The sequence below is a fragment of the Dactylosporangium sp. NPDC051484 genome, from assembly GCF_040689395.1.
In the GTDB taxonomy this organism is placed as follows: Bacteria; Actinomycetota; Actinomycetes; order Mycobacteriales; family Micromonosporaceae; genus Dactylosporangium.
This window is the reverse complement of the sequence record NZ_JBFAZX010000002.1, coordinates 266899-289179: the sequence shown is the minus strand read 5'-3', so window position 1 is coordinate 289179 and position 22281 is coordinate 266899. Positions and strand designations below refer to the sequence as shown.

23 protein-coding genes and 1 pseudogene are annotated in these 22281 nt (G+C 71.5%); 14 read left to right on the top strand and 10 right to left on the bottom strand.

Annotated elements, in window-relative coordinates; all coding sequences use genetic code 11:
• Positions 1–196 precede the first annotated feature (196 nt).
• The 6 genes from AB0367_RS05310 to AB0367_RS05285 are packed head-to-tail and all read right to left on the bottom strand — an operon-like array spanning position 197 to position 5008.
• Positions 197–451, bottom strand: a complete 255-nt coding sequence (locus AB0367_RS05310) for a Txe/YoeB family addiction module toxin (protein WP_366224917.1) — start codon at positions 449–451, stop codon at positions 197–199.
• Positions 448–723: a type II toxin-antitoxin system prevent-host-death family antitoxin gene (locus AB0367_RS05305; protein ID WP_366224916.1), complete on the bottom strand. Its 276-nt coding sequence runs from the start codon at positions 721–723 to the stop codon at positions 448–450. Before AB0367_RS05305 ends, AB0367_RS05310 begins: the two co-directional genes overlap by 4 nt.
• Positions 724–775: 52 nt before the next feature.
• Positions 776–1900: a glycosyltransferase gene (locus tag AB0367_RS05300; RefSeq protein WP_366224915.1), complete on the bottom strand. Its 1125-nt coding sequence runs from the start codon at positions 1898–1900 to the stop codon at positions 776–778.
• A 21-nt stretch (positions 1901–1921) separates the two neighbouring features.
• Positions 1922–2359 carry a GNAT family N-acetyltransferase gene (locus tag AB0367_RS05295; RefSeq protein ID WP_366224914.1) on the bottom strand — a complete coding sequence of 146 codons (438 nt, stop codon included), beginning with the start codon at positions 2357–2359 and terminating at the stop codon, positions 1922–1924.
• A 27-nt stretch (positions 2360–2386) separates the two neighbouring features.
• Entirely contained in the window at positions 2387–2977 is a 591-nt protein-coding gene (locus tag AB0367_RS05290) for a TetR family transcriptional regulator (RefSeq protein WP_366224913.1), read from the bottom strand.
• Between the two features lie 15 nt (positions 2978–2992).
• Positions 2993–5008, bottom strand: coding sequence for an MFS transporter (locus AB0367_RS05285; protein WP_366224912.1), 2016 nt, complete (start codon positions 5006–5008; stop codon positions 2993–2995).
• A gap of 319 nt (positions 5009–5327) precedes the next feature.
• On the opposite strand from AB0367_RS05285, the gene AB0367_RS05280 reads away from it, so the two are divergent.
• The 13 genes from AB0367_RS05280 to AB0367_RS05220 all read left to right on the top strand — a co-directional run bounded on the left by AB0367_RS05280 (position 5328) and on the right by AB0367_RS05220 (position 18575).
• Positions 5328–6920 carry an ABC transporter substrate-binding protein gene (locus tag AB0367_RS05280; protein ID WP_366224911.1) on the top strand — a complete coding sequence of 531 codons (1593 nt, stop codon included), beginning with the start codon at positions 5328–5330 and terminating at the stop codon, positions 6918–6920.
• Positions 6920–8590 carry an AMP-binding protein gene (locus AB0367_RS05275; RefSeq protein WP_366224910.1) on the top strand — a complete coding sequence of 557 codons (1671 nt, stop codon included), beginning with the start codon at positions 6920–6922 and terminating at the stop codon, positions 8588–8590. The genes AB0367_RS05280 and AB0367_RS05275 overlap by 1 nt, the downstream gene beginning before the upstream one ends.
• Before the next feature lie 12 nt (positions 8591–8602).
• Positions 8603–9766 (top strand): acyl-CoA dehydrogenase family protein, encoded by a 1164-nt coding sequence (locus tag AB0367_RS05270; protein WP_366224909.1) that lies wholly within the window; start codon positions 8603–8605, stop codon positions 9764–9766.
• Positions 9767–9783: 17 nt separating this feature from the next.
• Positions 9784–10746, top strand: coding sequence for a MaoC family dehydratase N-terminal domain-containing protein (locus tag AB0367_RS05265; protein ID WP_366224908.1), 963 nt, complete (start codon positions 9784–9786; stop codon positions 10744–10746).
• Positions 10746–11876 carry an acyl-CoA dehydrogenase family protein gene (locus AB0367_RS05260; RefSeq protein WP_366224907.1) on the top strand — a complete coding sequence of 377 codons (1131 nt, stop codon included), beginning with the start codon at positions 10746–10748 and terminating at the stop codon, positions 11874–11876. The genes AB0367_RS05265 and AB0367_RS05260 overlap by 1 nt, the downstream gene beginning before the upstream one ends.
• A complete protein-coding gene (locus AB0367_RS05255) occupies positions 11873–12304 on the top strand; it encodes an acyl dehydratase (protein ID WP_366224906.1) in 432 nt (143 codons plus the stop codon). Before AB0367_RS05260 ends, AB0367_RS05255 begins: the two co-directional genes overlap by 4 nt.
• Positions 12301–13467 (top strand): lipid-transfer protein, encoded by a 1167-nt coding sequence (locus tag AB0367_RS05250; RefSeq protein WP_366224905.1) that lies wholly within the window; start codon positions 12301–12303, stop codon positions 13465–13467. The genes AB0367_RS05255 and AB0367_RS05250 overlap by 4 nt, the downstream gene beginning before the upstream one ends.
• 12 nt (positions 13468–13479) lie before the next feature.
• Complete coding sequence (locus AB0367_RS05245) at positions 13480–13902, top strand: thioesterase family protein (protein WP_366224904.1); 423 nt, start codon at positions 13480–13482, stop codon at positions 13900–13902.
• A gap of 243 nt (positions 13903–14145) precedes the next feature.
• Positions 14146–15087, top strand: coding sequence for an ABC transporter permease (locus AB0367_RS05240; RefSeq protein ID WP_366224903.1), 942 nt, complete (start codon positions 14146–14148; stop codon positions 15085–15087).
• Positions 15084–15974: an ABC transporter permease gene (locus AB0367_RS05235; protein ID WP_366224902.1), complete on the top strand. Its 891-nt coding sequence runs from the start codon at positions 15084–15086 to the stop codon at positions 15972–15974. Before AB0367_RS05240 ends, AB0367_RS05235 begins: the two co-directional genes overlap by 4 nt.
• 10 nt (positions 15975–15984) lie before the next feature.
• Complete coding sequence (locus AB0367_RS05230; RefSeq protein ID WP_366224901.1) at positions 15985–17010, top strand: ABC transporter ATP-binding protein; 1026 nt, start codon at positions 15985–15987, stop codon at positions 17008–17010.
• Positions 17007–17849, top strand: coding sequence for an ATP-binding cassette domain-containing protein (locus AB0367_RS05225; protein WP_366224900.1), 843 nt, complete (start codon positions 17007–17009; stop codon positions 17847–17849). Before AB0367_RS05230 ends, AB0367_RS05225 begins: the two co-directional genes overlap by 4 nt.
• 45 nt (positions 17850–17894) lie before the next feature.
• Complete coding sequence (locus AB0367_RS05220; RefSeq protein WP_366224899.1) at positions 17895–18575, top strand: TetR/AcrR family transcriptional regulator; 681 nt, start codon at positions 17895–17897, stop codon at positions 18573–18575.
• Here the strand turns inward: AB0367_RS05220 and AB0367_RS05215 are convergent.
• The 4 genes and pseudogenes from AB0367_RS05215 to AB0367_RS05200 form a co-directional block, all read right to left on the bottom strand.
• Positions 18532–19140 carry a hotdog domain-containing protein gene (locus AB0367_RS05215; protein WP_366224898.1) on the bottom strand — a complete coding sequence of 203 codons (609 nt, stop codon included), beginning with the start codon at positions 19138–19140 and terminating at the stop codon, positions 18532–18534. The genes AB0367_RS05220 and AB0367_RS05215 overlap by 44 nt on opposite strands.
• Positions 19137–19301: pseudogene (locus tag AB0367_RS05210) on the bottom strand (steroid 3-ketoacyl-CoA thiolase); the annotation flags it as partial. The pseudogene AB0367_RS05210 and the gene AB0367_RS05215, both read right to left, overlap by 4 nt.
• Positions 19302–19725: 424 nt before the next feature.
• Positions 19726–20085 carry a hypothetical protein gene (locus AB0367_RS05205; protein ID WP_366224897.1) on the bottom strand — a complete coding sequence of 120 codons (360 nt, stop codon included), beginning with the start codon at positions 20083–20085 and terminating at the stop codon, positions 19726–19728.
• A 177-nt stretch (positions 20086–20262) separates the two neighbouring features.
• On the bottom strand, positions 20263–21159 hold the full coding sequence (locus tag AB0367_RS05200) for a DMT family transporter (protein WP_366224896.1): 897 nt from the start codon (positions 21157–21159) through the stop codon (positions 20263–20265).
• Between the two features lie 221 nt (positions 21160–21380).
• Between AB0367_RS05200 and AB0367_RS05195 the strand changes: the two genes are divergently transcribed.
• A complete protein-coding gene (locus AB0367_RS05195; protein ID WP_366224895.1) occupies positions 21381–22280 on the top strand; it encodes a DMT family transporter in 900 nt (299 codons plus the stop codon).
• Position 22281: the final 1 nt, after the last annotated feature.

The following is a 22281-nucleotide window of genomic DNA, read 5'->3' as shown; positions in this document are numbered from 1 at the left end:
CCGTAGGTTCAGGGTTCGAGTCCCTGGCGGCCCCAGATGGGCCTCGGGGTTCCGGTGGGCGGCCCTCTGCAGACCCGTCGTCCAGGCAAGCCGACAGGCCGGCGGCGGGGGCCGCCGAGCGTGGTCGCGCACGTCGCCGGCCTGTTCCCCGGAGGGTGGACGACGGGTATACGGAGGGCCTGAAAGAGGTGGACTGCTACTCGTAGTGGTAGCGGCACTGCACGATCTGGACGGTGTCGTCGACGATCCGGTACACCAGCCGATGTTCCTGGTCGATGCGGCGGGACCAGAAGCCGGCCCAGTTGCCCCGCAGCTGCTCAGGTTTGCCGATGCCCTGGTGGCCGTTGCGGCGAATGTCTTCGATCAGCGTGTTGACCCGGCGGAGCATCTGACGGTCCTGTTGCCAGCTCAAGTAGTCCTCCCAGCCGCGGGAGGCGAACTGGACCTTCACGCGGCTTCCGCGTTGCCGTCCGGGTCGATCAGGTCGTGAACTTCGCCGCCGCCGGCGCGTAGCTCCTCGATGGCCTCGTTCAGCCGGCGGGCGTTGGCGGGGCTGGCCATCAAGTAGGCCGTCTCCTTCAAGGACTCGTACTCGCGCAGCGAGATGATGACCGCGGCCTCGTGGCCGGACCGCGTGACCACGACCTCCTCGGCGTCGTCCACTACCTGGTCGAGAACCTTGGCGAGGTTCTGCCGGACCTCTGAGTAACTGACGGTGCGCACCGGACCCCCAAACCTGACGTACAAGAAATTGTACGCTGCTTCGGCTCACGTGTCAGGATCGGAGCCGGTCTCGCAGCGCGGACCAGACCTGACCGGCGTCGGGTGTGCGGCGGATCTGCTCGGCGATCCGGTCGGCCGCGGTGCGGTACGACGTGTCATTGAGGATCTCGTGGACCGCGTCGGCCGACCCGGCCGGTTCCTCGATGGTGATGCCGGCCCCGGCCGCGGCGACCCGCTCGGCGTTCATCGGTTTCTCGGCGCCCTTGGGCCACAGCACCATCGGGATGCCGTGGCTCATGGCGGCCAGCACGGTCCCGGCGCCGCCCGCGGCCACGACGACCGAGACGCCGGTGGCGAGCAGTTGCGCCATGGGCACGAAGCCGACGAGGCGGACGTTGTCCCGGCTGTCTGTCAACGGACGTGCGGCGCCCGGCGCGACGGCGGCGAGCACGTCCACGTCGCCGAGCGCGGCCACGGCGTCCACGAGGGCGTCGAGCATGCCGGCGTCGAGCAGGACGGTTCCCAGGGTGACGAGCACGCGGGGGCGCCGGCTGGGTGCGGTGAACGGTGGCAGATCGGCCGGGGCTGTTCTGGCGTACGCCCGGGCCCGGATCGGCAGCCGGTCGGCCGGCGGTGACCAGTGCGGGTCGTGCAACGCCGGCGGCCAGGGGTCCACGAGGGCCAAGCGGTCGGCTCGGGCCAGGCCGCGCCGCGCGTAGCGCGGGGCCAGCAGGGCCCGCATCGCCCCGGCGAGCGGCGGCGGTGACACCGGCAGGCCGATGGCATGCTGGATCAGCGGTACCCGCAGCGCGGAGGCGACCATCGGGCCGACCGCGTCGTACTCGTCGGCGACGATGACGTCGGCGCCGAACTCGCGCGCCTGCTCCAGCGTCTCGTCGAAGGTCAGGTCGACCCGGGTGGCGGCGAAGAACGAGGCCACCGGGAAGACGTCCGGTGGGTCCGTCATGTCGGCCCCGCCGGTGCGGCGGGCGTTCTCCGCCAGCAGTTCGGCCGTGTCCGGGCCGGTCGGGCGCACCGGGAGTCCGTTGACCAGGTGCGCCATCGACGGTGGTACGGCCACGGCGGCCTGGTCACCGGCGTCGGCCACCGCCTCGGCGAGGGGGAGCAGGGGCAGGAGGTGGCCGTAGATCGGGACTGCGGTGAACAGCACACGCACGGCCCAGAATTATCCGCCACATCACGATGGCCGGGCCACGTACCCCGTCTTGGCGTCGGCCGAGAACCCGCAGGCCCTGTAGAAGGCGTGGGTCGCCGGCTTGCGCGAGCCCGTCAACAGCATCGCCTTGTAGCAGCCCGCGTCCCATGCGGCTTGGAGCGTGCCGGCCATGACCCGCTTGCCCAGACCCGCACCACGCCGCGATTCATCGACGACGACGTTCTCGATGACGGCGTAGGGCGACGCCGATCGAGTGATGTTGGGGATCACGTTGAGGTACGTCGTGGCGACGACGGCCCCTTCCAGTTCGAGTACGAAGAGATGCAACACCGCAGAGCTCAGGATCTGATGGAAAACCGCCGCGTCGGATCCGTCCGTCAGCACCGGATCGTCGGGCTGCAGTTGCCGATAGAGGCGGATGATCTGCTCGAAGTCGCCAGGCCGGGCCTCACGGAACATGCCTGGAGCGTAACCAACCCAGAGCGGTCAGCGATCGATGAGGTGCTGGATGGCCGTGCCGTAGAGGCGGATGACCTCGTCCGGGGCCGCGCCCATGGCGGGGGTGTTGAAGATCCGTACGCTGGCGGCGAGTCCGGTCAGCGCGGCGACGACCAGCTCCGCCCGGAGCCGGGCGTCGGCGTCGCCGCCGAGGCGTTCGCCCAGGGGGTCGAGGTAGCCGGCGACGAACTGCTGACGCACGCTGTCCGGGTCAGGGGCGGAGAGCCGGAGGTTCAGCGCCCGGGCGAGCGGCTCGATGGCTTCGCGACGAAACCGGGTGAGCAGCTCCTCGACGAGGCGTGCGCCCAGCTCGGACCTGGGCACGTCGGGCAGCGGCGGCGGTGTGATCCGCGCGGAGCGCAGGAACAGTTCACGTTTGCTGCCGGCGCACTTCATGACCATGGCGGGGGACAGGTCGGCCCGCGCGGCGATGTCACGGATGGTGACCTGGTCATAGCCGCGTTCGGCGAAGAGTTCGGTCGCGGCGGCGAGGACGGCCTGCCGGGAGGAACCGGGCGCCGGTGCGTCCGCAGCGTCCGGCTCGGTGGCCGGCGCGACCAGTGCCGCGTTGTGGCTCATCGGACGCCTCTCCTGTCATGTCGCCTCGGTCGTCTCCCGTCCCCGTCGCGCTGCGGCGGGGCACGCCGATTCGTCGTCGCGGCTGGTCCGCAGCCGCACGTCGACCACGCGCGCGGCGCCCCAGATCGTCACGACCCGCGTTTCGGTCGTCGCCCACGGCGTGACCACGGTGAGGACGTATCGTCCGCTCGACGGTAGCGGCATCTCGTATCGCCCGTCCACGGTGGTCCGGCCCGCATTCACCACCTCCCCGCTCAAGCGGGTCATGGCCACGGTCGCGTCGCCGATCGGGCCGTGGGCGTCACTGACCTCGCCGGCCAGGGTGAGCCGGTCGGAAAGGACGATGCGCTCGATGTCCTGCCCGGCGTGCAGCGAGGCGAGCCGCGATTGCGGCGCCCACCCTTCGGCGGCCGTGACGATGAGGTACCGGCCGGCGCCGGGGATCGCGAGCGAGAAGCACCCGGAGGAGTCGACCTGGCTCCAGCCGATCGGCTGACCCGACGGTGTGAGCAGGGTGACCACCGCATTCCGCACGGCGTTGCCGTCGCGGCCGACCACCCGGCCGCCCACGACGACTTCGGGTACGCGTACCGCCCTGGCCGGCGGGTCGTCCTCCCGTTCCACCATCCGGAACAGCGGCAGCGTGAACAGCCCGGCCACGAACGACGCCGCCGCCGCGATCCAGAACATGGTGGTGAACGCGCCGAAGCTGGGCAACGCCACGCCGTCGACGCGGCTCACCGTGACGGTGATGATCGCGGCCAGGGTGGCGCTCGACGTCGACGTGCCGACGGAGCGCAGCAGCGTGTTGAGCCCGTTCGCGGACGCGGTCTCGGTCGCGGGGACGGCGCGCATGATCAGGCTGGGCATCGCGGCGAACGTCATCGACGTGCCGGCGGCGACCAGCATCGAGCCGGTGACGATCTGCCAGAGCTCATGGCTGAGCCAGACGCGGGCCACGTATGCGGCACCCATGGCCCAGGCGCCGGCCAGCAGCGTCGTCTGCGGGCCGAACCGCCGGGTGATCGCCGCCGCCGCGGGCGCCATCGCGCCGAAGACGAGCGAGCTCGGCGCCATCCACAGCCCGGCATGCAGAATGTCCAGGCCCAGCCCGTATCCGGTCTCCGTCGGCTGCTGCAGCAGCTGGGTCGTGCCGAGCATGTTGGAGAACATCGCGAAGCCGCTCAGGACGGAGGCGCTGTTGACCAGGAGCACCACCGGTCGCGCGGCGACCCGTACGTCGATGAGCGGGTTGCGCACGCGCAGCTCGACGGGCAGCCACGCCGCCAGCAGGAGCAGGCCCAGCACGATCAGCCCGGTGGTCCGGTAGGACAGCCAGCCCCAGTGTGCGCCCTTGGACAGGGCGAGGAGCAGGGCCGTCACCGCGGCCGAGAGCATCACGGCCCCCGGATAGTCGAACGATCCAGGGGTGCGTACAGGCGACTCCGGCACGATCAGCGCCACCGCCACGAACAGCGCCGTGCTCACGGCGGCGCTGACCCAGAACACCGAGTGCCAGTCGAAGTGCTCGACGATCAGGCCGGCCAGCGGCAGGCCGGCCCCGGCGCCGATGGCGAGGGTTGCGCTCATCACGGAGACGCCGAGCGCGAGCCGCTGTTGCGGGAGCTCGTCGCGCATGATGGCGATCCCGATCGGGACGAGCGCCACGCCGACGCCCTGCAAGGCGCGGCTGGCGATGATGAGCGGCAGGGCCTGGCTGAACGCGCCGAGCACCGAACCGGCGGTCAGGATGGCCAGGGTCACCAGCAGCATGCGTTTCTTGCCGAACATGTCGGCGAGCCGCGACAGCGTTGGGGTCGCGACCGCCCCGGCCAGCAGCGTCGCGGTCACCAGCCAGGACGCGTTGTCGACGCTCGTGTGCAGCAGCCGCGGGAAGTCGGGCAGCACCGGCAGCACCAGCGTCTGCTGTAGCGACACGGCGATGCCGCACGTCGCCAGGGTGGCGACGACGACGGTGCTGCGGGTCTTCCTGGCCGTGGCGCTGCCCAAGGTGGGAATGGGCCGATCCACAACACTCCTCACACCGCAACCGGGGTGAACAGCTGTTCACCCCGGAGGTGAGTCAATCATCGCCGTCCGGTGGCTGGCTAGCCCTCGCGGAAGGGAGGTCCGCCACAACGGATGCCCGGTCCCGGCACCCGGCAGGTATGTCCCATAACCACCCATTGCTGTGCGCTGCTACTCGGTCGACCGGTTCGTGGGGACATGACGTGGGGCTACGAGAACGAGATCTTTCCGTCTTGAACAAGCGCTTGACCGGGCCATGTGCGCATTCGTACTGTCTTGAACAAGCGCTTGCTGGGTTGCGCACAGTCAAAGGAGACTTAACTTGAGCGTCCCTAGATCTGGTTTCGTCTTGAAAGGCCTGCTGGTGGCGGCTCTCTCGGTGAGCCTGGCGGCCTGTGCCGACGCCGCGAAGACCCCAGCAGGCGGCGAGTCCGCTGGTGGGGCGATCAACCCCGACGCGATCCTGCGGGTCGCGCTCCCGTCGCCGATCCGGACGTTCGACCCCGCGCTGGTCGCCAGCTACGGCGAGAACGGCTACCTCGCCCTGACGTACGACCGGCTCACGATGCTCGACAAGAACGACAACCTGATCCCGGGCCTGGCCACCAAGTGGGAGTTCTCCGCCGACGGCTCGAGCCTGACCCTCACCCTGCGCGAGGGCGTCTCCTTCAACGACGGCACCCCGTTCAACGCCGCCGCGGTCAAGGCCAACATCGAGCGCAGCAAGACCTTCGAGAAGAGCACGCTCAAGTCCGCGTTCGCCGACATCACCGACGTCACGGCGGTCGACGACACCCACGTGCGGTTCACGCTGCGCGCCGGCGGCGGCGTCCAGCTCCTGTCCACGTTCACGACCAACGCCGGCATGATGATCAGCCCCAAGGCGATCGCCGACCCGTCGTACGATCTCGCCAACAACCCCGGCAACGCGACCACCGGCCCGTACGTCGTCACGAAGTTCACGCCCAACGAGGGCTTCAAGATGACCAAGGCCCCGCGCACCTACTGGGACCCGGCCGCCGGGCGCCTGGGCGGCGTCGAGGTCACCTTCATCCAGGACGGCACGACCCGCGTGCGCGGCGTGCAGACCGGCCAGCTCGACCTGAGCACCGCGAACTCGCCGGCCGACATCGTCACCGTGCAGAAGCTGGCCGACCAGGGTCAATTCCACATCGCGAAGACCCGGTACAGGAACATCCTCGGCGTCTACCTGCGGGCCAACCAGGGCGACCTGGCCAAGCCCGAGGTGCGGCAGGCGATCGCGTACGCGATCGACCCGAACGCGGTCAAGGCGCTGTTCTCCGGCTACTGCACGCCGACCCAGCAGATCTACCCCGACTCCACCCCGTGGGCGATCCCGAACTACAAGTACCCGTACGCCCACAACGTCGACAAGGCGAAGGAGCTGGTGTCGCAGGCCGGCGGCGCGAAGGTCACGGTGACCTTCCCCGCGGGCAGCAACGTCGAGCAGTCGGCCAACGTCGTGCAGGCGGCACTGTCGGCCGCCGGGATTCAGGCCAGCCTCAACCCGGTGCCGACCAGCGAGAACGAGCCGCGGTTCATCAAGGGCGACTTCGAGCTCATGGTGGCCAACTCGTTCAGCCCGAAGGTGGACCCGGCCGAGACCTTCAATACGTACTTCTCGCCGAGCGGCACGTACAAGCTCTCCGTTGAACCGCAGGCCGCCCAGCTCGCGAAGGACGCGACCGCGGCCGCCAGCCCGACGCTGAGCCAGGACAAGCGCGCGCCGATGTATCAGGACATCACCAAGACGATCATGGAGCAGGCCTGGTTCATCCCGATCTGCAACATGACGCAGACCGCCGTCGCCGGCCCCAAGGTCGTCGGCTACGACAACATCCCCTGGATGAGCATCGGCATCACGGACCTGCGTTACGTGGCGATGGTCCGCTGATGACTGCGGAGCAACGGCCGCAGACCGTGGCCGACCTACTGCTGCGGCGCGGCGGCGACAGCCGGCCCGGTCTGCGGACCTTCGAGCGCACGTGGAGCTGGGACGAGGTGGTGCGGGCGAGCGCCGCGCGCGCCGCGCTCGCCCAGCGCCTGCGCCGGCCCGGACCCTTCCACATCGGCGTGCTGCTGAACAACGTCCCCGAGTTCGCGTTCTGGCTGGGGGCGGCGGCGCTGGCCGGCGCCACGATCGTCGGCATCAACTCGACCAAGCGCGGGGAATACCTGGAGCAGGAGGTCGCGCACACCGACTGCCAGCTCATCATCACCGACGCGGCCGGCCTGGAGCTGCTGCGCGGGCTCGACGTCGGGGTCGCGCCCGATCGGTACCTGCTCATCGACACCCCGCAGTACGCCGAGCTGGTCGCCGGGGAGAGTGACGCCCCGGCGGTCGCGCCGGAGGTCGGCCCGGCCACCCGGATGCTGCTGCTGTTCACGTCGGGCACCACCGGGGCGTCGAAGGCGGCGATCTGCTCGCAGAGCAGGCTGGTCGGCCTCGGGTACATGAACCGCAACCGGTTCGGCCTCGTCGCCGACGACGTCTGCTACTGCTGCATGCCGATGTTCCACGGCAACGCCCTCATGGCGCTGTGGGCGCCGGCGCTCGTCGCGGGGGCGTGCATCGCGCTGACCCCGCGCTTCTCCGCCTCGCGGTTCCTGCCAGAGGTCCGCGCGTACGGGGCGACCTACTTCACGTACGTCGGGAAGGCCGTCGGCTACCTCCTGGCCACCCCGGCGCGCCCCGACGACGGGGACAACCCGCTGGTGCACGCCTTCGGCACCGAGGCCTCGCCGGCGGACCGGGAGGAGTTCCTGCGCCGCTTCGGCTGCCCGCTCACCGAGGGCTTCGGCTCCAGCGAGGCCGGCGGCTTCGTCCTGCCGGGCCCGGACACTCCGCCCAACGCGCTCGGCCGCCCCACCGGCCCGAACGTCGTGGTCGTGGACCCGGAGACGCGGCAGGTCTGCCCGCCCGCGGTGCTCGACGAGCACGGGCGGGTGACCAACGCGGAGGAGTCCGTGGGCGCGATCGTCGACCTCAACGGCGAGGCCAAGTTCGAGGGCTACTACAAGAACCCGGAGGCCAACGCCGAGAAGATCCGGCACGGGTGGTACTGGACCGGCGATCTGGGCTACGTGGACGGGGCCGGGTTCATGTACTTCGCCGGGCGCGAGGGCGACTGGATCCGCGTGGACGGGGAGAACATCTCCGCGCTGCACGTCGAACGGGTGCTGCAGCGGCATCCGGCGGTGGTCGCGGCGAGCGTCTTCGCGGTGCCCGACCCCCGATCGGGCGACCAGGTGATGGCGGCGGTCGAGGTCTCCCCGGCCACGACCTTCGACGACCTGCGGCTCACCGAGTTCCTCGCCGCGCAGGACGACCTCGGGTCGAAGGACCTCCCGCGATACGTCCGATTCTCGTACGGCTTGCCCACCACCGGGTCCGGGAAGATCCGCAAGAAGGACGTGAAGGTCGAGGGCTGGCGCTGCGCGGACCCCGTCTACTGGTGGGCCGGGCGCACGGGGCCCGCCTACACGCCGATGACCGACGACGACAAGCGGCTGATGCGCGAGGAGTTCCAGACCAATGGGCGCCTGCGCTTCCTGCCGATGTGAGGAGCTACCGACGTGGACCTGCATGAGACACCCGCTCAGCTCGAGCTACGGCGCGAGCTGCGGGGCTACTTCTCCTCCTTCGCGGCGCCGCAGGAGCGGCGCGAGCTCAGTGCGGAGGGCGCCGGCGGTGACCGGTTCCGCGAGGTGGTCAGCCGGCTGGGCAAGGACGGCTGGCTCGGCATCGGCTGGCCCAAGGAGTACGGCGGTCAGGGCCGCTCGTTCGAGGACCAGTACGTCTTCTTCGACGAGCTGCACCGGGCCGGGCTGCCGTTCCCGTTCGTCACGGTCAACACCGTGGGCCCGACGCTCATCGAGTTCGGCACCGAGGAGCAGAAGCGGCAGTACCTGCCGCGGATCGTCTCCGGCGACATCGTCTTCGCCATCGGCTACACCGAGCCCGGCGCCGGCACCGATCTGGCCTCGCTGTCCACCCGGGCGGTGGTCGACGGCGACAGCCTGGTGATCAACGGCAGCAAGATCTTCACGACCGGCGGGAACACCGCCGACTACGTCTGGCTGGCCTGCCGGACCAACCCGGACGCCGAGAAGCACAAGGGCATCTCCATCGTCATCGTGCCCACCTCGGACCCCGGGTTCTCCTGGACGCCGATCCGCACCGTCGGCGGCCTGTCGGTCACCGCGACGTACTACTCCGACATCCGGGTCCCGCTGGGCAACGTCGTCGGCGAGCTCGACGGCGGCTGGTCGCTCATCACGACCCAGCTCAACCACGAGCGGGTCGGCCTCGCCGCGCAGAACGGCCGCATGCAGCGGCTCTGGGAGGACACCCTGGCCTGGGCGCAGGCGTCGGGTGCGGCACAGCGCCCATGGGTGCGCGAGGAACTGGCCCGGCTGCACGCGAAGCTGGAGGCCATGCGGCTGCTCAACTGGCGGATGACCTGCGCGGTGGCCGAGGGCACGCTGAGCGGCACGGAGGCGGGCGCGGTCAAGACCTACGGGTCGGAGGCGCAGATCGACGCCGAGCGCACGCTGAGCGCCATCGTCGGCGCGGCCGGGCGCATCCGCCCGGGCGGGGCGGGCGCGGTCCTCGACGGCGACCTCGAGCACTCCTCGCGTACCGGGCTCGTCTACACCTTCGGCGGAGGGGTCAACGAGGTCCTGCGGGACATGATCGCCGTCAAGGGTCTCGGTCTGCCGCGGCGGGGCCGATCGTGACCGGTGCAGAGGGGAGCGTGACCGGTCCGGACTTCGAGGCGGCGCTGGCTGCCTTCGTCGGCCGCGTGCTGTCGCCGCGTACGCCGGCGCAGGACCCCGTCAACGGGCCGATGATCCGCCACTGGGCGGAGGCGATGGGCGACGAGAACCCGGTCTTCACCGACGACGCCGCGGCGCGGCGCACCGGGCGGCCGGGCGTGGTCGCCCCCGCCACGATGGTCCAGGCGTGGACGATGCGCGGATACGCCGCACACCAGCGCCGGGCCGCCGGCACGGGCCCGCAGACCGAGGAGTCCCGGCTGCTGGCCCTGCTCGCCTCCGCCGGCTACACGGCCGTCGTGGCCACCGACTCCGAGTTCGCGTTCACGCGCGAGCTCGTGCCCGGCGATCACATCGAGGTCGAGGAGTTCCTCGAGTCGGTGTCGCCGGAGAAGCGGACCGCACTTGGCCCGGGACGGTTCGTGCAGACGGTGCGCACCTACACCGACGCCTCCGGCGCGGTCGTCGCGACCCAGCGCTGGCGGACCCTGAGGTTCCGCCCCGCCGCCCCAGCCGAGCCGGAGCCGCCGCGCCCGCCGCGGCCACGGCCGGCGCTGAACCCGGACAACCGGTTCTGGTTCGAGGCCGCCCGCGAGCACCGGCTGCTGGTGCAACGGTGCACGGCGTGCGGCACGTTGCGGCACCCGCCCGGGCCGTGCTGCCCGCACTGCCGGTCCTTCGCCTGGGACACCGTGCAGGCCACCGGGCGCGGCACCGTCTACAGCTTCACCGTCGCGCACCATCCGCGGCATCCCGCCTTCGACTACCCGCTCGTGATCGCCGTGATCGCGCTGGAGGAGGGCACCCGCCTGATCGCGAACATCGTCGGTTCCGCGCTGGAGGACGTCCGGGTGGACGCCCCGGTGGCCCTGGAATGGGTCGAGCTCGACAGCGAGCTCACGCTCCCGGCTTTCCGCATCGTCACGGAGGAGACGCACTGATGGACTTCACGCTCGACGAGACGGCACAGGCGGCCAAGGAGCTGGCGGCGCGCATCTTCGCCGACTTCGCCGCCGGGCCCGAGACGGCCGGGTCCGCCCACGCAACCGGGGATCTTCGCCTGCGCTCGGCCCTGGCGGAGGCGGGCCTGCTCGGCCTGCACCTGCCCGCCGAGCACGGCGGTGCCGACCTCGGCCTGGCGGCGGCGACGGTCGTGCTCGAGGAGCAGGGCCGGGTGACCGCGGGGGCGCCGCTGTGGCCCCTGCTGACCGCGTCGTACGCGCTCGCCCACTTCGCCCCGGAGCCGGACCGGCTGGCCTGGCTCGGCGCCGCCGACGGCGCGCCGCGGGCGACGGTCGCGCTGGAGGAGTTCGGGCCGGCGGACCCGTGGGCACCCGAGGCGGTGGCCCAGGCGGCGGGGGACGGCTGGCGGCTGTCCGGGACGAAGGCCGCGGTACCGCTCGGTGGCGGCGACGCCGGGGCGGTGCTGGTCTCGGCGTCGGCCGGTGGACGCCCCGGGCTGTTCCTCGTCGACGCCCTGGCCCCGGGCCTGGCGTGGGAGCCGACGAGCACCACCGATCTCGCGCCGGCGGCGAACCTCGACCTGCGCGACGTGCCGGCGACCCGCCTCGGCGACGGCGACGGCGACGACGGTGCCGAGGCCGTGCTGGCCGCGGTCCTCGACGTCGCCGTGCTCGGCGTGTGCGCGACCCAGATCGGCGTGATGCGAGGCGCGCTCGCGCTGGCCGCGTCGTACCTGTCGCAGCGGCACCAGTTCGGTCGCCCGCTGGCCACCTTCCAGGCCGTGCAGCACAAACTCGCCGACTGTTACATGGACATCGAGGCGACGGCGGTCACCCTGTGGCAGGCGGTCTCCGACGTCGACGAGCGCGCCGCGCGCCGCGCGACGTCGGTGCCGGTCGCGCAGTGGTGGTCCGCGCAAGCCGGCCTGGACGTGGTCCACCGCACCCAGCACCTGCACGGCGGCATCGGCCTGGACATCGACTTCCCGGCCCACCGGTTCTACCTGTGGGCGCGGCAGCTCGCCGGCACCCTCGGCGCCGACCGCGACGTGCTGACCCGCCTGGGCGACCGGATCGCGTCCGGCGAGTCCGAATGGGTGCTGCGATGAGCCGGGTGCCCGACCACGTCACGCCCGGCGCCGAGCTGCCACCGCTGACGGTGCCGCTGACCCGCGGGTTCATCGTGGCCAGCGCGATCGCCAGCCGCGACTACCAGGACGTGCACCAGGACCCGGACGCCGCGCGGCACAGCGGTACCAAGGACGTCTTCATGAACATCCTCACCAGCAACGCGTTGGTGGAGCGGTTCGTCCGGGCCTGGGCCGGTCCCGGCGCCGAGCTGCGGGGGCTGCGGATCCGGCTCGGCGTGCCCAACCAGGCCGGCGACGTCATGGTGCTGCTCGGCACGGTGGCCGAGGTGGGCGACGCCCAGGCCGTCGTCGACGTCCGCGCCGAGAACTCCCTCGGCGCGCACCTGACCGGCAGCGCGACGCTCGCCTGGCCGGACCGAGACCCGGAAAGGGGTGTAGACCAGTGAGTCGCCGTGCGGTGATCGCCGGGATCGGTGCGACGGAGTTCTCCAAGCAGTCCGGGCGCAGCGAGCTGCAACTGGCCTGCGAGGCGGTGCTGCATGCGCTGGCCGACGCCGGCCTCGAACCGTCCGATGTGGACGGCCTGGTCACCTTCGTCAACGACAGCAACCCGGAGATCGAGGTCGCCCGCAGCACTGGCATCGGCGAGCTGACCTTCTTCACGCGGGTCGGCTACGGCGGCGGCGCGGCCTGCGGTACCGTCCAGCAGGCGATGCTGGCGATCGAGCACGGCGTCGCCGACGTGGTGGTGTGCTACCGGGCGTTCAACGAGCGCTCGGGCGTGCGCTTCGGGCTCGGCCACGCCGACCGCCCGATGGCCGCCGGCGCCGACCGGGCCGGCTACTCCTGGCTCACGCCGTTCGGGCTCAACACCCCGGCCCAGGAGGTGGCGATCTTCGCCCGGCGGTACATGCACGAGTTCGGCGCCACGAGCGAGGACTTCGGCCGTGTGGCGGTGGTGGACCGTGCGTACGCCGCGAACAACCCGAAGGCGTGGTTCTACGGGCGTCCGATCACCCTCGCCGAGCACCAGGAGTCGCGCTGGATCGCCGAGCCGTTGCACCTGCTCGACTGCTGCCAGGAGTCCGACGGCGGCCAGGCGATCGTCGTCGCCGCGCAGGACCGGGTGGCCGGCCTGCGCCACCGCCCGGTCCGGATCCTCGGGGCGGCCCAGGGCAGCGGCGCCGATCAGCACCTCATGACGAGCTACTACCGGCCGCAGATCTCCGGCATCCCAGAGATGGGGCTGGTCGCCCGCCAGCTCTACGCGCAGAGCGGGCTCGGGCCGCAGGACATCGACGCGGCCGTCATCTACGACCACTTCACGCCGCTGGTCCTGCCGCAGCTGGAGGAGTTGGGCTTCTGCGGGCGTGGCGAGGCGCCGGCGTTCATCGCGGACGGAAACCTCGAGATCGGCGGGCGGCTGCCGACCAACACCCACGGCGGGCAGCTCGGCGAGGCGTACCTGCACGGGATGAACGGCATCGCCGAGGCCGTGCGGCTGGTGCGGGGCACGTCGGTGAACCAGCCCGAGGGCGTCGAGGCCGTGATCGTCACGTCCGGCACGGCCGTGCCGACGAGCGGGCTGATCCTCGGCGTCGATGCGTGACGGATGAGCGCCATGCCGGAGATCCACCGCATCGACCTGCGGCTCGGCTACGCCGACTGCGACCCCGCGCAGATCATCTACTACGGGGCCTGGTTCGCGTGGATGGAACGGGTCCAGACCGAGTGGCTGTACCTCAACGACCTGCGCCCCGACACCCTCGAAGAGCGGTTCGGCTTCCGGATCGTCTCGCGGGCGGCGCAGTGTGAGTACCTGTCCCCGGCCCGGGTGTTCGACCGCATCGCGCTGTCGCTGCAGGTCGAGCACGTGGGCCGGACATCGCTGCGCTGGGGCTTCCGGATGGTGCGGCACGATGACGCGGTGCTCGTAGCGCGGGCGTGGCTGGTCAACGTGACCCTCGGGCCGGACGGCGAGCCGGTGCCCGTGCCGGAGCCGATGCGCTCGGCTCTGCTCAACGCGATGGTGCCGCACCGCTGAGCGCGGTGCGGCACCGGTCGGGCCGCGCGATAGACCGAGGCGTTTACTCCACGACCCGCTCGCGGAGGAAGCCCTCGTGCGGCGAGTCGGCCTGCGCGCGATCGACCGAAAGCCGCAGGCGGCACGCCCGTACAGGAAGCCGAACAAGCGCTTGACCGAGATTCATCGGAGGCGCTAGGTTCATGTGAACAAGCGCTTGGTTGCTCAACAACCGAGCCGTCGGGAAGAGGTCGGTGCACTCCGATGCTTCGCTTCGCGGGAAAGCGGTTGTTGGCGGCGATACCGTTGCTGTTCATCGTGCCGTTCCTGGTCTTCGCTCTGATCAACTTCGCGCCGGGTGATCCGGCCTACGCCCTGGCGGGCGATAATCCGACCCCCGAGCGGATCGCGATGATCCGCCACAGCCTCGGCCTCGACGAGCCCATGTTCGTCCGTTACGGGCAGTGGGTCTGGGCGGCGATGCACGGTGACCTCGGCGTCTCGTTCATGTCCGACCAGAACGTCACCGACCTCATCCTGCGCCGGGCCTCGACGACCGTGTCGCTGGTGGTGGTCGCCATGGTCATCGCCGTCGTCTTCGGCATGGGGTTCGCGATCCTGGCGTCGCTGCGCCCGAACGGCATCCTCGACCGGGTCGTCAACTGGGTGTCCTCGATCGCGATCGCGATTCCGGCGTTCTGGTTCGGCATCGTTCTGGCCTCGCTGTTCACCGTCTCGCTGCGGCTGTTCCCGGCCTTCGGCTACCGGCCGCTCTCCGACGGGTTCGACACGTGGCTGTCCTTCCTCGTGCTGCCCGGGCTCGCGCTGGGCCTGCTACCGGCGGCCGAGGTGGCGCTGCAGCTGCGCTCGTCGCTGGGCACCGTGCTCAAGAGTGACTACATCCTCAACGCCGAGGCCCGGGGCCTGAGCCGGCTCAGCGTCGTGCTGAAGCACGCGCTGAAGAACGCGTCCGTGCCGGTGGTGACCGTGCTGGGCTTCCGGGTCTCCGAGGTGCTGGCCGGCTCGGTCACCCTGGAGATCATCTACAGCATGCCGGGCCTCGGCCGGCTCGCCGTCGACAGCGTTCTCGCCCGCGACGTCCCCGTGCTGCTGGGCTTCGTGCTCTTCTCGACGACCGTCGTGGTCCTGGTCAACCTGCTCGTCGACATCTCCTACGGCTACTTCAACCCGAAGGTGCGCACATGACCGCCACCACCGTGGCGCCGGCCCCGCCCGCGGAGCAGCCGGGCGGCGGCGCGGTCGAGACCAGCCTCCTGCGCGGCATCCTGCGGCGCACCTCCACCGTGGTCGCCGCCGGGTTCCTGCTGCTGCTCATCGTCGTGGCGATCCTGGCCCCGGTGGTGGCGCCGCACGACCCGAACGCCCAGGACGTGCTCAGCCGGCTGCGCCCGCCGGGCGGAGACCATCCGCTGGGCACCGACGACTACGGGCGTGACGTGCTCAGCCGGATCATCTTCGGCGCCCGGGTCTCCCTGGTGGCGGCGGTGCAGGCGGCGGGCCTGGCGCTGGTGATCGGCCTGCCGCTGGGGATCATCGCCGGCTACGTGCGGGGCTGGCTGGAGGTGGTGCTCGTGCGCGTCATGGACGCCCTGATGAGCACCCCGTCGCTGGTGCTGGCCATCACGATCGTCGCCGTGCTCGGCCCCGGCATCACCAACGCCATGATCGCGATCGGGCTGATCATGTCGCCGAGGTTTTTCCGGGTGGCCCGGGCCAGCACGATGAACGTGCGCCACGAGACATACATCGAGGCGAGCGTCGCCCTGGGCTGCACCGGCACGCGGACGGTCGTGCGGCACATCCTGCCCAACGTGCTGCCGCCGATCGTCCTGGTGACCTCGGTGTCGCTGGGCGCGGCGGTGGCAGCGGAGTCGAGCCTGAGCTTCCTCGGCCTGGGCGTGAAGCCGCCCGCCGCGAGCTGGGGATCGATGCTCACCACCGCGGCCGCGAACATGGACACGGCGCCGTTCATGGCCTGGCCGCCCGGCATCATGATCTTTCTGACCGTGCTCTCCTTCACCTATCTCGGTGACGGGGTGCGCCGGGGCCTGACCCGGACGCGAGCGGAGTAGGGCCGAGGCGATGACCATTGACATGACCACAGCGCCGGACCTGCTCGACGTCCGCGGCCTGAGCGTCGAGTTCCCAGCGCGCGGCGGCGGCTGGGTCCGGGCCGTCTCCGACGTGTCGCTGCGGGTGGGGCAGGGGGAGTCGGTCGGGCTGGTCGGCGAGTCCGGCTCCGGCAAGACCGTCACCTCGCTCGCTCTGCTGGGCCTGACCCGGCTGACCGGTGGGCGGATCGCGGCGGGATCGGTCGCCTTCGACGGCCGGGAGCTGACGTCGCTGCCGGAGCGGGAGTGGCGGGCGCTGCGCGGCGGGGGGATCGGCATGATCTTCCAGCAGCCGACGCGGAGCCTGAACCCGGCTTTCACGGTCGGCGACCAGATCGCCGAGTCCGTCCGGCGCCACCTCGGGCTGAGCCGGCGCGCGGCGCGGGCGCGGGCCGTCGAGATGCTCAAGCTCGTCGAGATTCCCCGCGCCGAGTCCCGGGTGGACGACTACCCGCACGCCTTCAGCGGTGGCATGTGCCAGCGGGTGATGATCGCGATGGTGATGGCGACCAACCCGCGCCTGCTCGTCGCGGACGAGCCGACGACCGCGCTGGACGTCACCGTGCAGGAGCGCATCCTGGCGCTGCTGCGCGATCTGCAGGAGCAGACCGGGGTCGCGCTGCTGTTCGTCAGCCACGACCTGGCCGTCGTGGCGGACCTGTGCGAGCGGGTCGTGGTGATGTACGCCGGGGAGATCATCGAGGACGGCACGGCCGGGGACGTGTTCTACCAACCCCAGCATCCGTACTCGGCCGGGCTGCTCGCGTCGATCCCCAATCCCCGCCGGGGCATCGGGAAACGGCTTGCCTCGATTCCGGGTCAGATCCCGCCCGCGGGCACCTGGCCGGCTGGCTGCCGGTTCCAGGCCCGCTGCGACTTCGCCGTCCCGGGGGTGTGCGACGCCGCCCACCCGCCGCTGCTGCCCTCGCCGGCCGGGAGCCTTTCCCGGTGCGCGCGGGCCGGAGAGTTCGCGCTGGAAGGAGTGGCGGCCGGATGAGCCTGCTCGAGGTCACGGGCCTGTCCAAGTCGTTCTCCTCGGGGCGCGACCTGCTCGGGCGGCGCAACCGGTGGACGTATGCGGTCCGCGACGTCAGCTTCACGATCGATCGCGGCGAGTGCCTGGCAGTGGTCGGGGAGTCCGGTGCCGGGAAGTCGACCGTCGGCCGGATGGTGCTGCGGCTCATCGAGCCCGACACGGGAACGATCACTTTCGACGGCGTCGACGTGCGGTCGCTGAAGGGCGGCCAGCTGCGCCGCCTCCGCCAGCGCATGCAGATGATCTTCCAGGATCCGTACAGCTCCCTGGATCCGCGCATGCGGGTGGCCGACGCGGTCGCCGAGCCACTCGTGGTCCACTCCACAATGGACGCCGCGGCGCGGGATCGGCGGGTCGCCGAGCTGCTCGACACGGTCGGGCTCGGATCGAGGTATCTCGCCCGCTATCCCGCCGAGCTGTCGGGCGGCCAGCTGCAGCGCGTGGCCATCGCCCGGGCGCTCGCGCTGAACCCGAGCCTGATCGTGTGCGACGAGCCCGTCGCGGCCCTCGACGTGTCGGTGCGGGCACAGGTGCTCAACCTGCTCAAGGACCTGCAGGAGGAGTTCGGGCTGGCCTACCTGTTCGTCTGCCACGACCTGGCGCTGGTCGAGGTGATCGCCGACTCGGTGCTGGTGATGGCCGCGGGGCAGGTCGTGGAGCGCGGCGGCGTGGAGCAGATCTTCCGTACGCCATCGCAGGAGTACACCAAGCGGCTCCTCGCGGCGACCCCGGTTCCGATCCCCCGGCACGCGGCCCGCGGCCACGCGGGGGCGCCCCACCCCGGCGCGACAGGCGTCTAGCGGCCGGGCATCATCGAAGCCTTGCCGTCGGACAGGAGCCAGTCGGTGGAATCGCAGGATCGTCGATCGCTCATCTTGCAGAAGGCGGCGGAACTCTTCGCGACCAAGGGGGTCTCGGCCACCACGGTCCGCGAGATCGCCGACGTCGCCGGCGTGCTGTCCGGCAGCCTTTATCACTACTTCGAGTCCAAGGATGACATGGTGGCCGCCATCGTCATCCGCTACCTGGAAGACCTCAACGCCTGCTACAGCGCGATCCCGGCCGATATCGACCCGGCCGAGCAGTTCGTGCGGCTGGTCGAGGGCTCGCTGTTGATCATCGAAGCCCATCCGTACGCCACGGAGATCTACCAGAACAGCGGGAACTACCTGCACTCGCTGGCCAGCTACGAGAAGATCCGGCAGGCGGTGGGCGGCGTACAGCGGCGCTGGGTCGACGTGCTCGAGGCCGGCGTGGCCGCCGGGGTGTTCCGCGCGGACGTGCCCCCACGGGTGCTCTACCGCCTGGTGCGCGACGCCCTGTGGCTGTCGGTGCGCTGGTTCACCCCGTCCGAGGATTACCCCACCCGGCAGTTCGCCGCCAGCTTCGTGTCGGTCTTCCTGGATGGCATGCGGCGTGACGGCTCCGGCGCAGGCACCCGAGCCCTGCCGGCGGCCGGCGCCGCGGTGCTGCTCCCCGCCGTCAGGCGGCCACCTCGACGAACGTCGCCTCGCTCTCGACCGTGACCAGGCCGCCCGCCGTGACCGTGGCGTGCACCTTGATCCGGCGCCCCACCCGTTCGGTGATCCGCGCGGCGAAGGTCAGCTCCTCCTCCAGCGGGGTGCGGTGCCGGTAGCGCAACAGCAGCGTGCCGGTGACGGCCCGAACGCCCGTCGTGCGGATCAGCTGGCCCATGAGGCTGTCCACGACCATGGCGACGTAGCCGCCGTGCACGGAGTCGGGCGGCCCCTCCACGAGCGGGCTCACCCGCGCCGTCGCGGTCAGCCCGCCCTCGGCGTCGGGGGTCATCAGGATCGGCCCGGCGAGCGGGTTGAGGCTGCCCGAGACCGCTTCGTGGGTGGGGCGTATGCCCCCGTCGCCGTTCGGGCTGGCCTCCAACCGGCGGATCAGGCGCGTCCGGCTGCGCTCGCGCAGCGCGGCGGTCACCCGGGTGATCGCGTCGGTGGCCGCGCGCACGTCCGCCTCATCGACGTCGGTCAGCCCGACCGCCACCATCAGCTCCCGGGTCGCGTGGACGAGCTCGGCCAGGTTCGCCGGGCCGGCCGAGACGGCCGGGGGTGTCGCGTTCACGGCCGCTCGACGATCGTCGCGGCGGCCGGCGCGCCGCCGGCGCACGCGGTGATCAACCCGAACCGCTTGCCGGTGCGCTCCGGCTCGGCCAGTGTGGTGGCGACGAGCCGGTTTCCGGTCGCCCCGGCCGGGTGGCCCAGCGTGGTAGCCCCGCCGTTGACGTGGAGCTGCGGCCAGGACGGCGCACCCCCGCGCCGGCCGAAGGGTGTGCGCGCGGCGTCGACGATGACGGCCTGCCTCATGTGCGGCTCCAGGCGAGTGTGGGTCGGTGGAGGTGCTCGACGCCGTCCAAAATCAAGATCTGCCAAGCCCCTCACCGGCGAACCAAGCGCTTGCTTGGTTCAGTTTAGCAGTCGCCATGATCACGTCAACGCCTTCTGCGGGCCCGGACGCGAACCGCGCCTGCGCCTCGCCCGGGCCGCCGCACAGCATGGCCCTGCGGCCACGGGCGTCGGCGCGTCGAAGCCGTTCAATGCCGATCCCTACCCGTAGCGCCATCGCGGACCGGCGCGGTCACCATGACAACGGTTCACGGTGCCGCACCACGAACGCGGTGCGGCACCGGGCCGAGCGGTCATCCGGCGGTCACTCGAACAGTTTGTAGACGGAGTCGGGGGCCTGGATCGCGCCGGTCGGCTTGGTGATGGCCTGGATCGCGCCGAAGCCGGTGAACGTCAGCTCCATCGCCAGGTCGGGGTCGATCGACGCGCCCTCGATCTTGAGGGCGATCAAGTGGCCCTGGTCGTCGACGGTGGCGGTGAACGGGACGGACTTGGCCTCGGCGCCGGCCTTCTTCAGGACGTTGTCGGACGGCTCCAGCACGCTGCTGGCGGCGGTCATGTCGACCGTGCCGGTGAAGTGGGTGGCGTCGACGCGCTCGACCTCACCGAGGCCGTTCTTGAACAGATCGGTGACGCCCAGTTCCGGTGCGCCGGTCTCGTCCACCGGGAGCGTCGTCGTAGCGGGGATCCTCGACTTGTCGAGCAGCATCCAGACGGCCGGTTTCAGGCCCCAGTGCCGTACGAGGCCGCGCGGGGATCTTCTTGCGAGGCGGACACGTCGACGGAGTCAGGGCGCGGCCGGGGTGAGCCCGATGGTCGTGGCCCACTGCGCGGTGGCCGCTCAGCCGGACCGCTCGGGGTGGGCGCCGGCGGGCGGGGCCGGCGACCCATTGCGGGTATCGGCCTGACTGGTCGCGGCGAGCCAGATCCCGCCCGCCATGGCGAGCACGCCGAGGGCTTGGAAGCCGATCTGCGGCCAGGCCGTGGAGAGCCGTTCGTGGAAGGCGGTCACGCCGATCAGCACACTGGTGAGCGGGTCGAGGATGACGATCGCCGTGAGCGGCACGGCGATCCGGCCGCTCTGGAAGGCGTGCTGGTTGAGCACGACGGCACAGCCGCCGACGACGGCCAGCACGTAGACCTGCGGGGTGGTCAGCACCGACAGCGGATCGGTGGTGAGGTCCGCCGCGAGCGTCTTGAGCAGGGAGGCGCCGATGCCGTAGAGCAGGCCGGTGGCGATGCCGAGCAGGGCGCCGCGCAGCGGGCCGTGTGCGCGCTCGCCGGCCACGAGGCAGACGGCCAGGGCGGGGCCGGCCCACAGTGCGACGCCCAGCCAGCCGGCCAGCGACGGCTGGGACAACCCCGGGCGCGGTTGCGCTGCGAGCAGGAAGATGGCCAGTCCGCTCCCGCCGAGCGCCACCACGCCGAAGTCCGACACGTGTATCCGGCGCCGGTCGAGGGCGGCGGCCAGCGGGATGGCCAGGAAGAGCCCGCTGACCAGCAGCGGCTCGACGAACGCCAGCGGGGCGCGGCTGAGGGCGAGCGCTTGCAGGCCGGCGCCGGCGGCCTCCGGGATCCAGCTCAGCAGCCACCTCGGCTGGTGCGCCAGCCGTATGATCAGGCGCGGGTCGAGCGGCCGCGACAGCTGCTCCCGCTTGGCCGCGCTCTGCTCCAGCGCGGATGCGACGGCGAAACAGACGGCCGAGCCGACGCCCGCGAGCACCGCGACGAGGTCCACAGGGCGCGCCCGCCGGCTGCCGTGCCGCCGGTCAGCGCCGCGCGGCCGGAATGCCGTACCTCGTCGTTGGAACAGCACTCGGTGCGCGCATATGGCGTTTCCTACCACGATCCGCGCGGGCTAATCCAACGGGCCGCCGAGTGTGATGCGAGCCCGTCCGACGCGGCGGGAAGCGCCCCCGTCGAGGTGTCCACGGCTGTGCCGCAGGGTAAGCCGAGGGCATGGTGTACGCCATGGCGGTCTGTGCCGCGGCGCTGAGCGGGATCGGCAACGCGATCCAGCAACGCGCCGCGGCCCGCGCCCCGTCCGCTTCGGTCCTGCACTGGCGACTGCTGGGGTACCTGATCCACCAGCGGTTGTGGCTGAGCGGCATCGCCGTCGCGGTGGTCGGCAACATCCTGGCCGGCATCGCCCTCGGCCTGGGCAGTGCCGCCCTGGTGGAGCCGCTGACCGTGACCGGGGTGCTGTTCGCGTTACCGGTGGCGGCGGTCTGGAGCCGTTACCGGGTCGGCCGGCGGGAATGGTCGGGCGCGATCGCCGTGGTTGCCGGCGTGGTCGCGTTCCTGCTCGCGGGGGAGCCGAGTCCGGGCCAGCGCGCCGACGCGCCGGCCTGGCAGTGGGCGGTCGCCGCGGGGGCGATCGGCATGATCACCGCCGGCCTGGTGTCGCTCGCCCGGCGGATGCGCCCGCAGCACGAGGCGGCGGTGCTCGGGCTCGGCGCCGGCATGCTCTTCGGCCTGCAGGCCGCCCTGACCAGCACCGCCATGCGCCGGCTGTTCGACGACGGGGTGCTGTCGCTGTTGCTGTCGTGGACGCCGTACGCGGTCGTGGCAGTCGCCGTGATCGGCATCCTGCTCGCGCAGAGCGCGTACAAGCTCGCCCCGCTGCCGGTGTCCTATCCGCCGGTGGTGGCGGCAGAACCGCTCGCCGGCGTCGCCATCGGCATCGGGGTGCTCGAGGGTTCCCTGCGGATGGCGCCGCTCACGCTCGCCGTCGAGGTCCTGGGGCTGGGGGTGATGACCGTCGGTGTGTACACCCTGGCCGCCACGCACCTGGTCGAGGCGCACCACCGTCCCCACCACCTCCCACACCTGCCTCATCTGCACCACGGCAGCGGGTGAG

Coding starts and splice junctions, on each gene's coding strand:
- AB0367_RS05295 (WP_366224914.1), bottom strand. CDS start 2,359: ATGTTCCGTGAGGCCCGGCCTGGCGACTTCGAGCAGATCATCCGCCTC.
- AB0367_RS05290 (WP_366224913.1), bottom strand. CDS start 2,977: ATGAGCCACAACGCGGCACTGGTCGCGCCGGCCACCGAGCCGGACGCT.
- AB0367_RS05275 (WP_366224910.1), top strand. CDS start 6,920: ATGACTGCGGAGCAACGGCCGCAGACCGTGGCCGACCTACTGCTGCGG.
- AB0367_RS05260 (WP_366224907.1), top strand. CDS start 10,746: ATGGACTTCACGCTCGACGAGACGGCACAGGCGGCCAAGGAGCTGGCG.
- AB0367_RS05255 (WP_366224906.1), top strand. CDS start 11,873: ATGAGCCGGGTGCCCGACCACGTCACGCCCGGCGCCGAGCTGCCACCG.
- AB0367_RS05245 (WP_366224904.1), top strand. CDS start 13,480: ATGCCGGAGATCCACCGCATCGACCTGCGGCTCGGCTACGCCGACTGC.
- AB0367_RS05240 (WP_366224903.1), top strand. CDS start 14,146: ATGCTTCGCTTCGCGGGAAAGCGGTTGTTGGCGGCGATACCGTTGCTG.
- AB0367_RS05235 (WP_366224902.1), top strand. CDS start 15,084: ATGACCGCCACCACCGTGGCGCCGGCCCCGCCCGCGGAGCAGCCGGGC.
- AB0367_RS05230 (WP_366224901.1), top strand. CDS start 15,985: ATGACCATTGACATGACCACAGCGCCGGACCTGCTCGACGTCCGCGGC.
- AB0367_RS05225 (WP_366224900.1), top strand. CDS start 17,007: ATGAGCCTGCTCGAGGTCACGGGCCTGTCCAAGTCGTTCTCCTCGGGG.
- AB0367_RS05195 (WP_366224895.1), top strand. CDS start 21,381: ATGGTGTACGCCATGGCGGTCTGTGCCGCGGCGCTGAGCGGGATCGGC.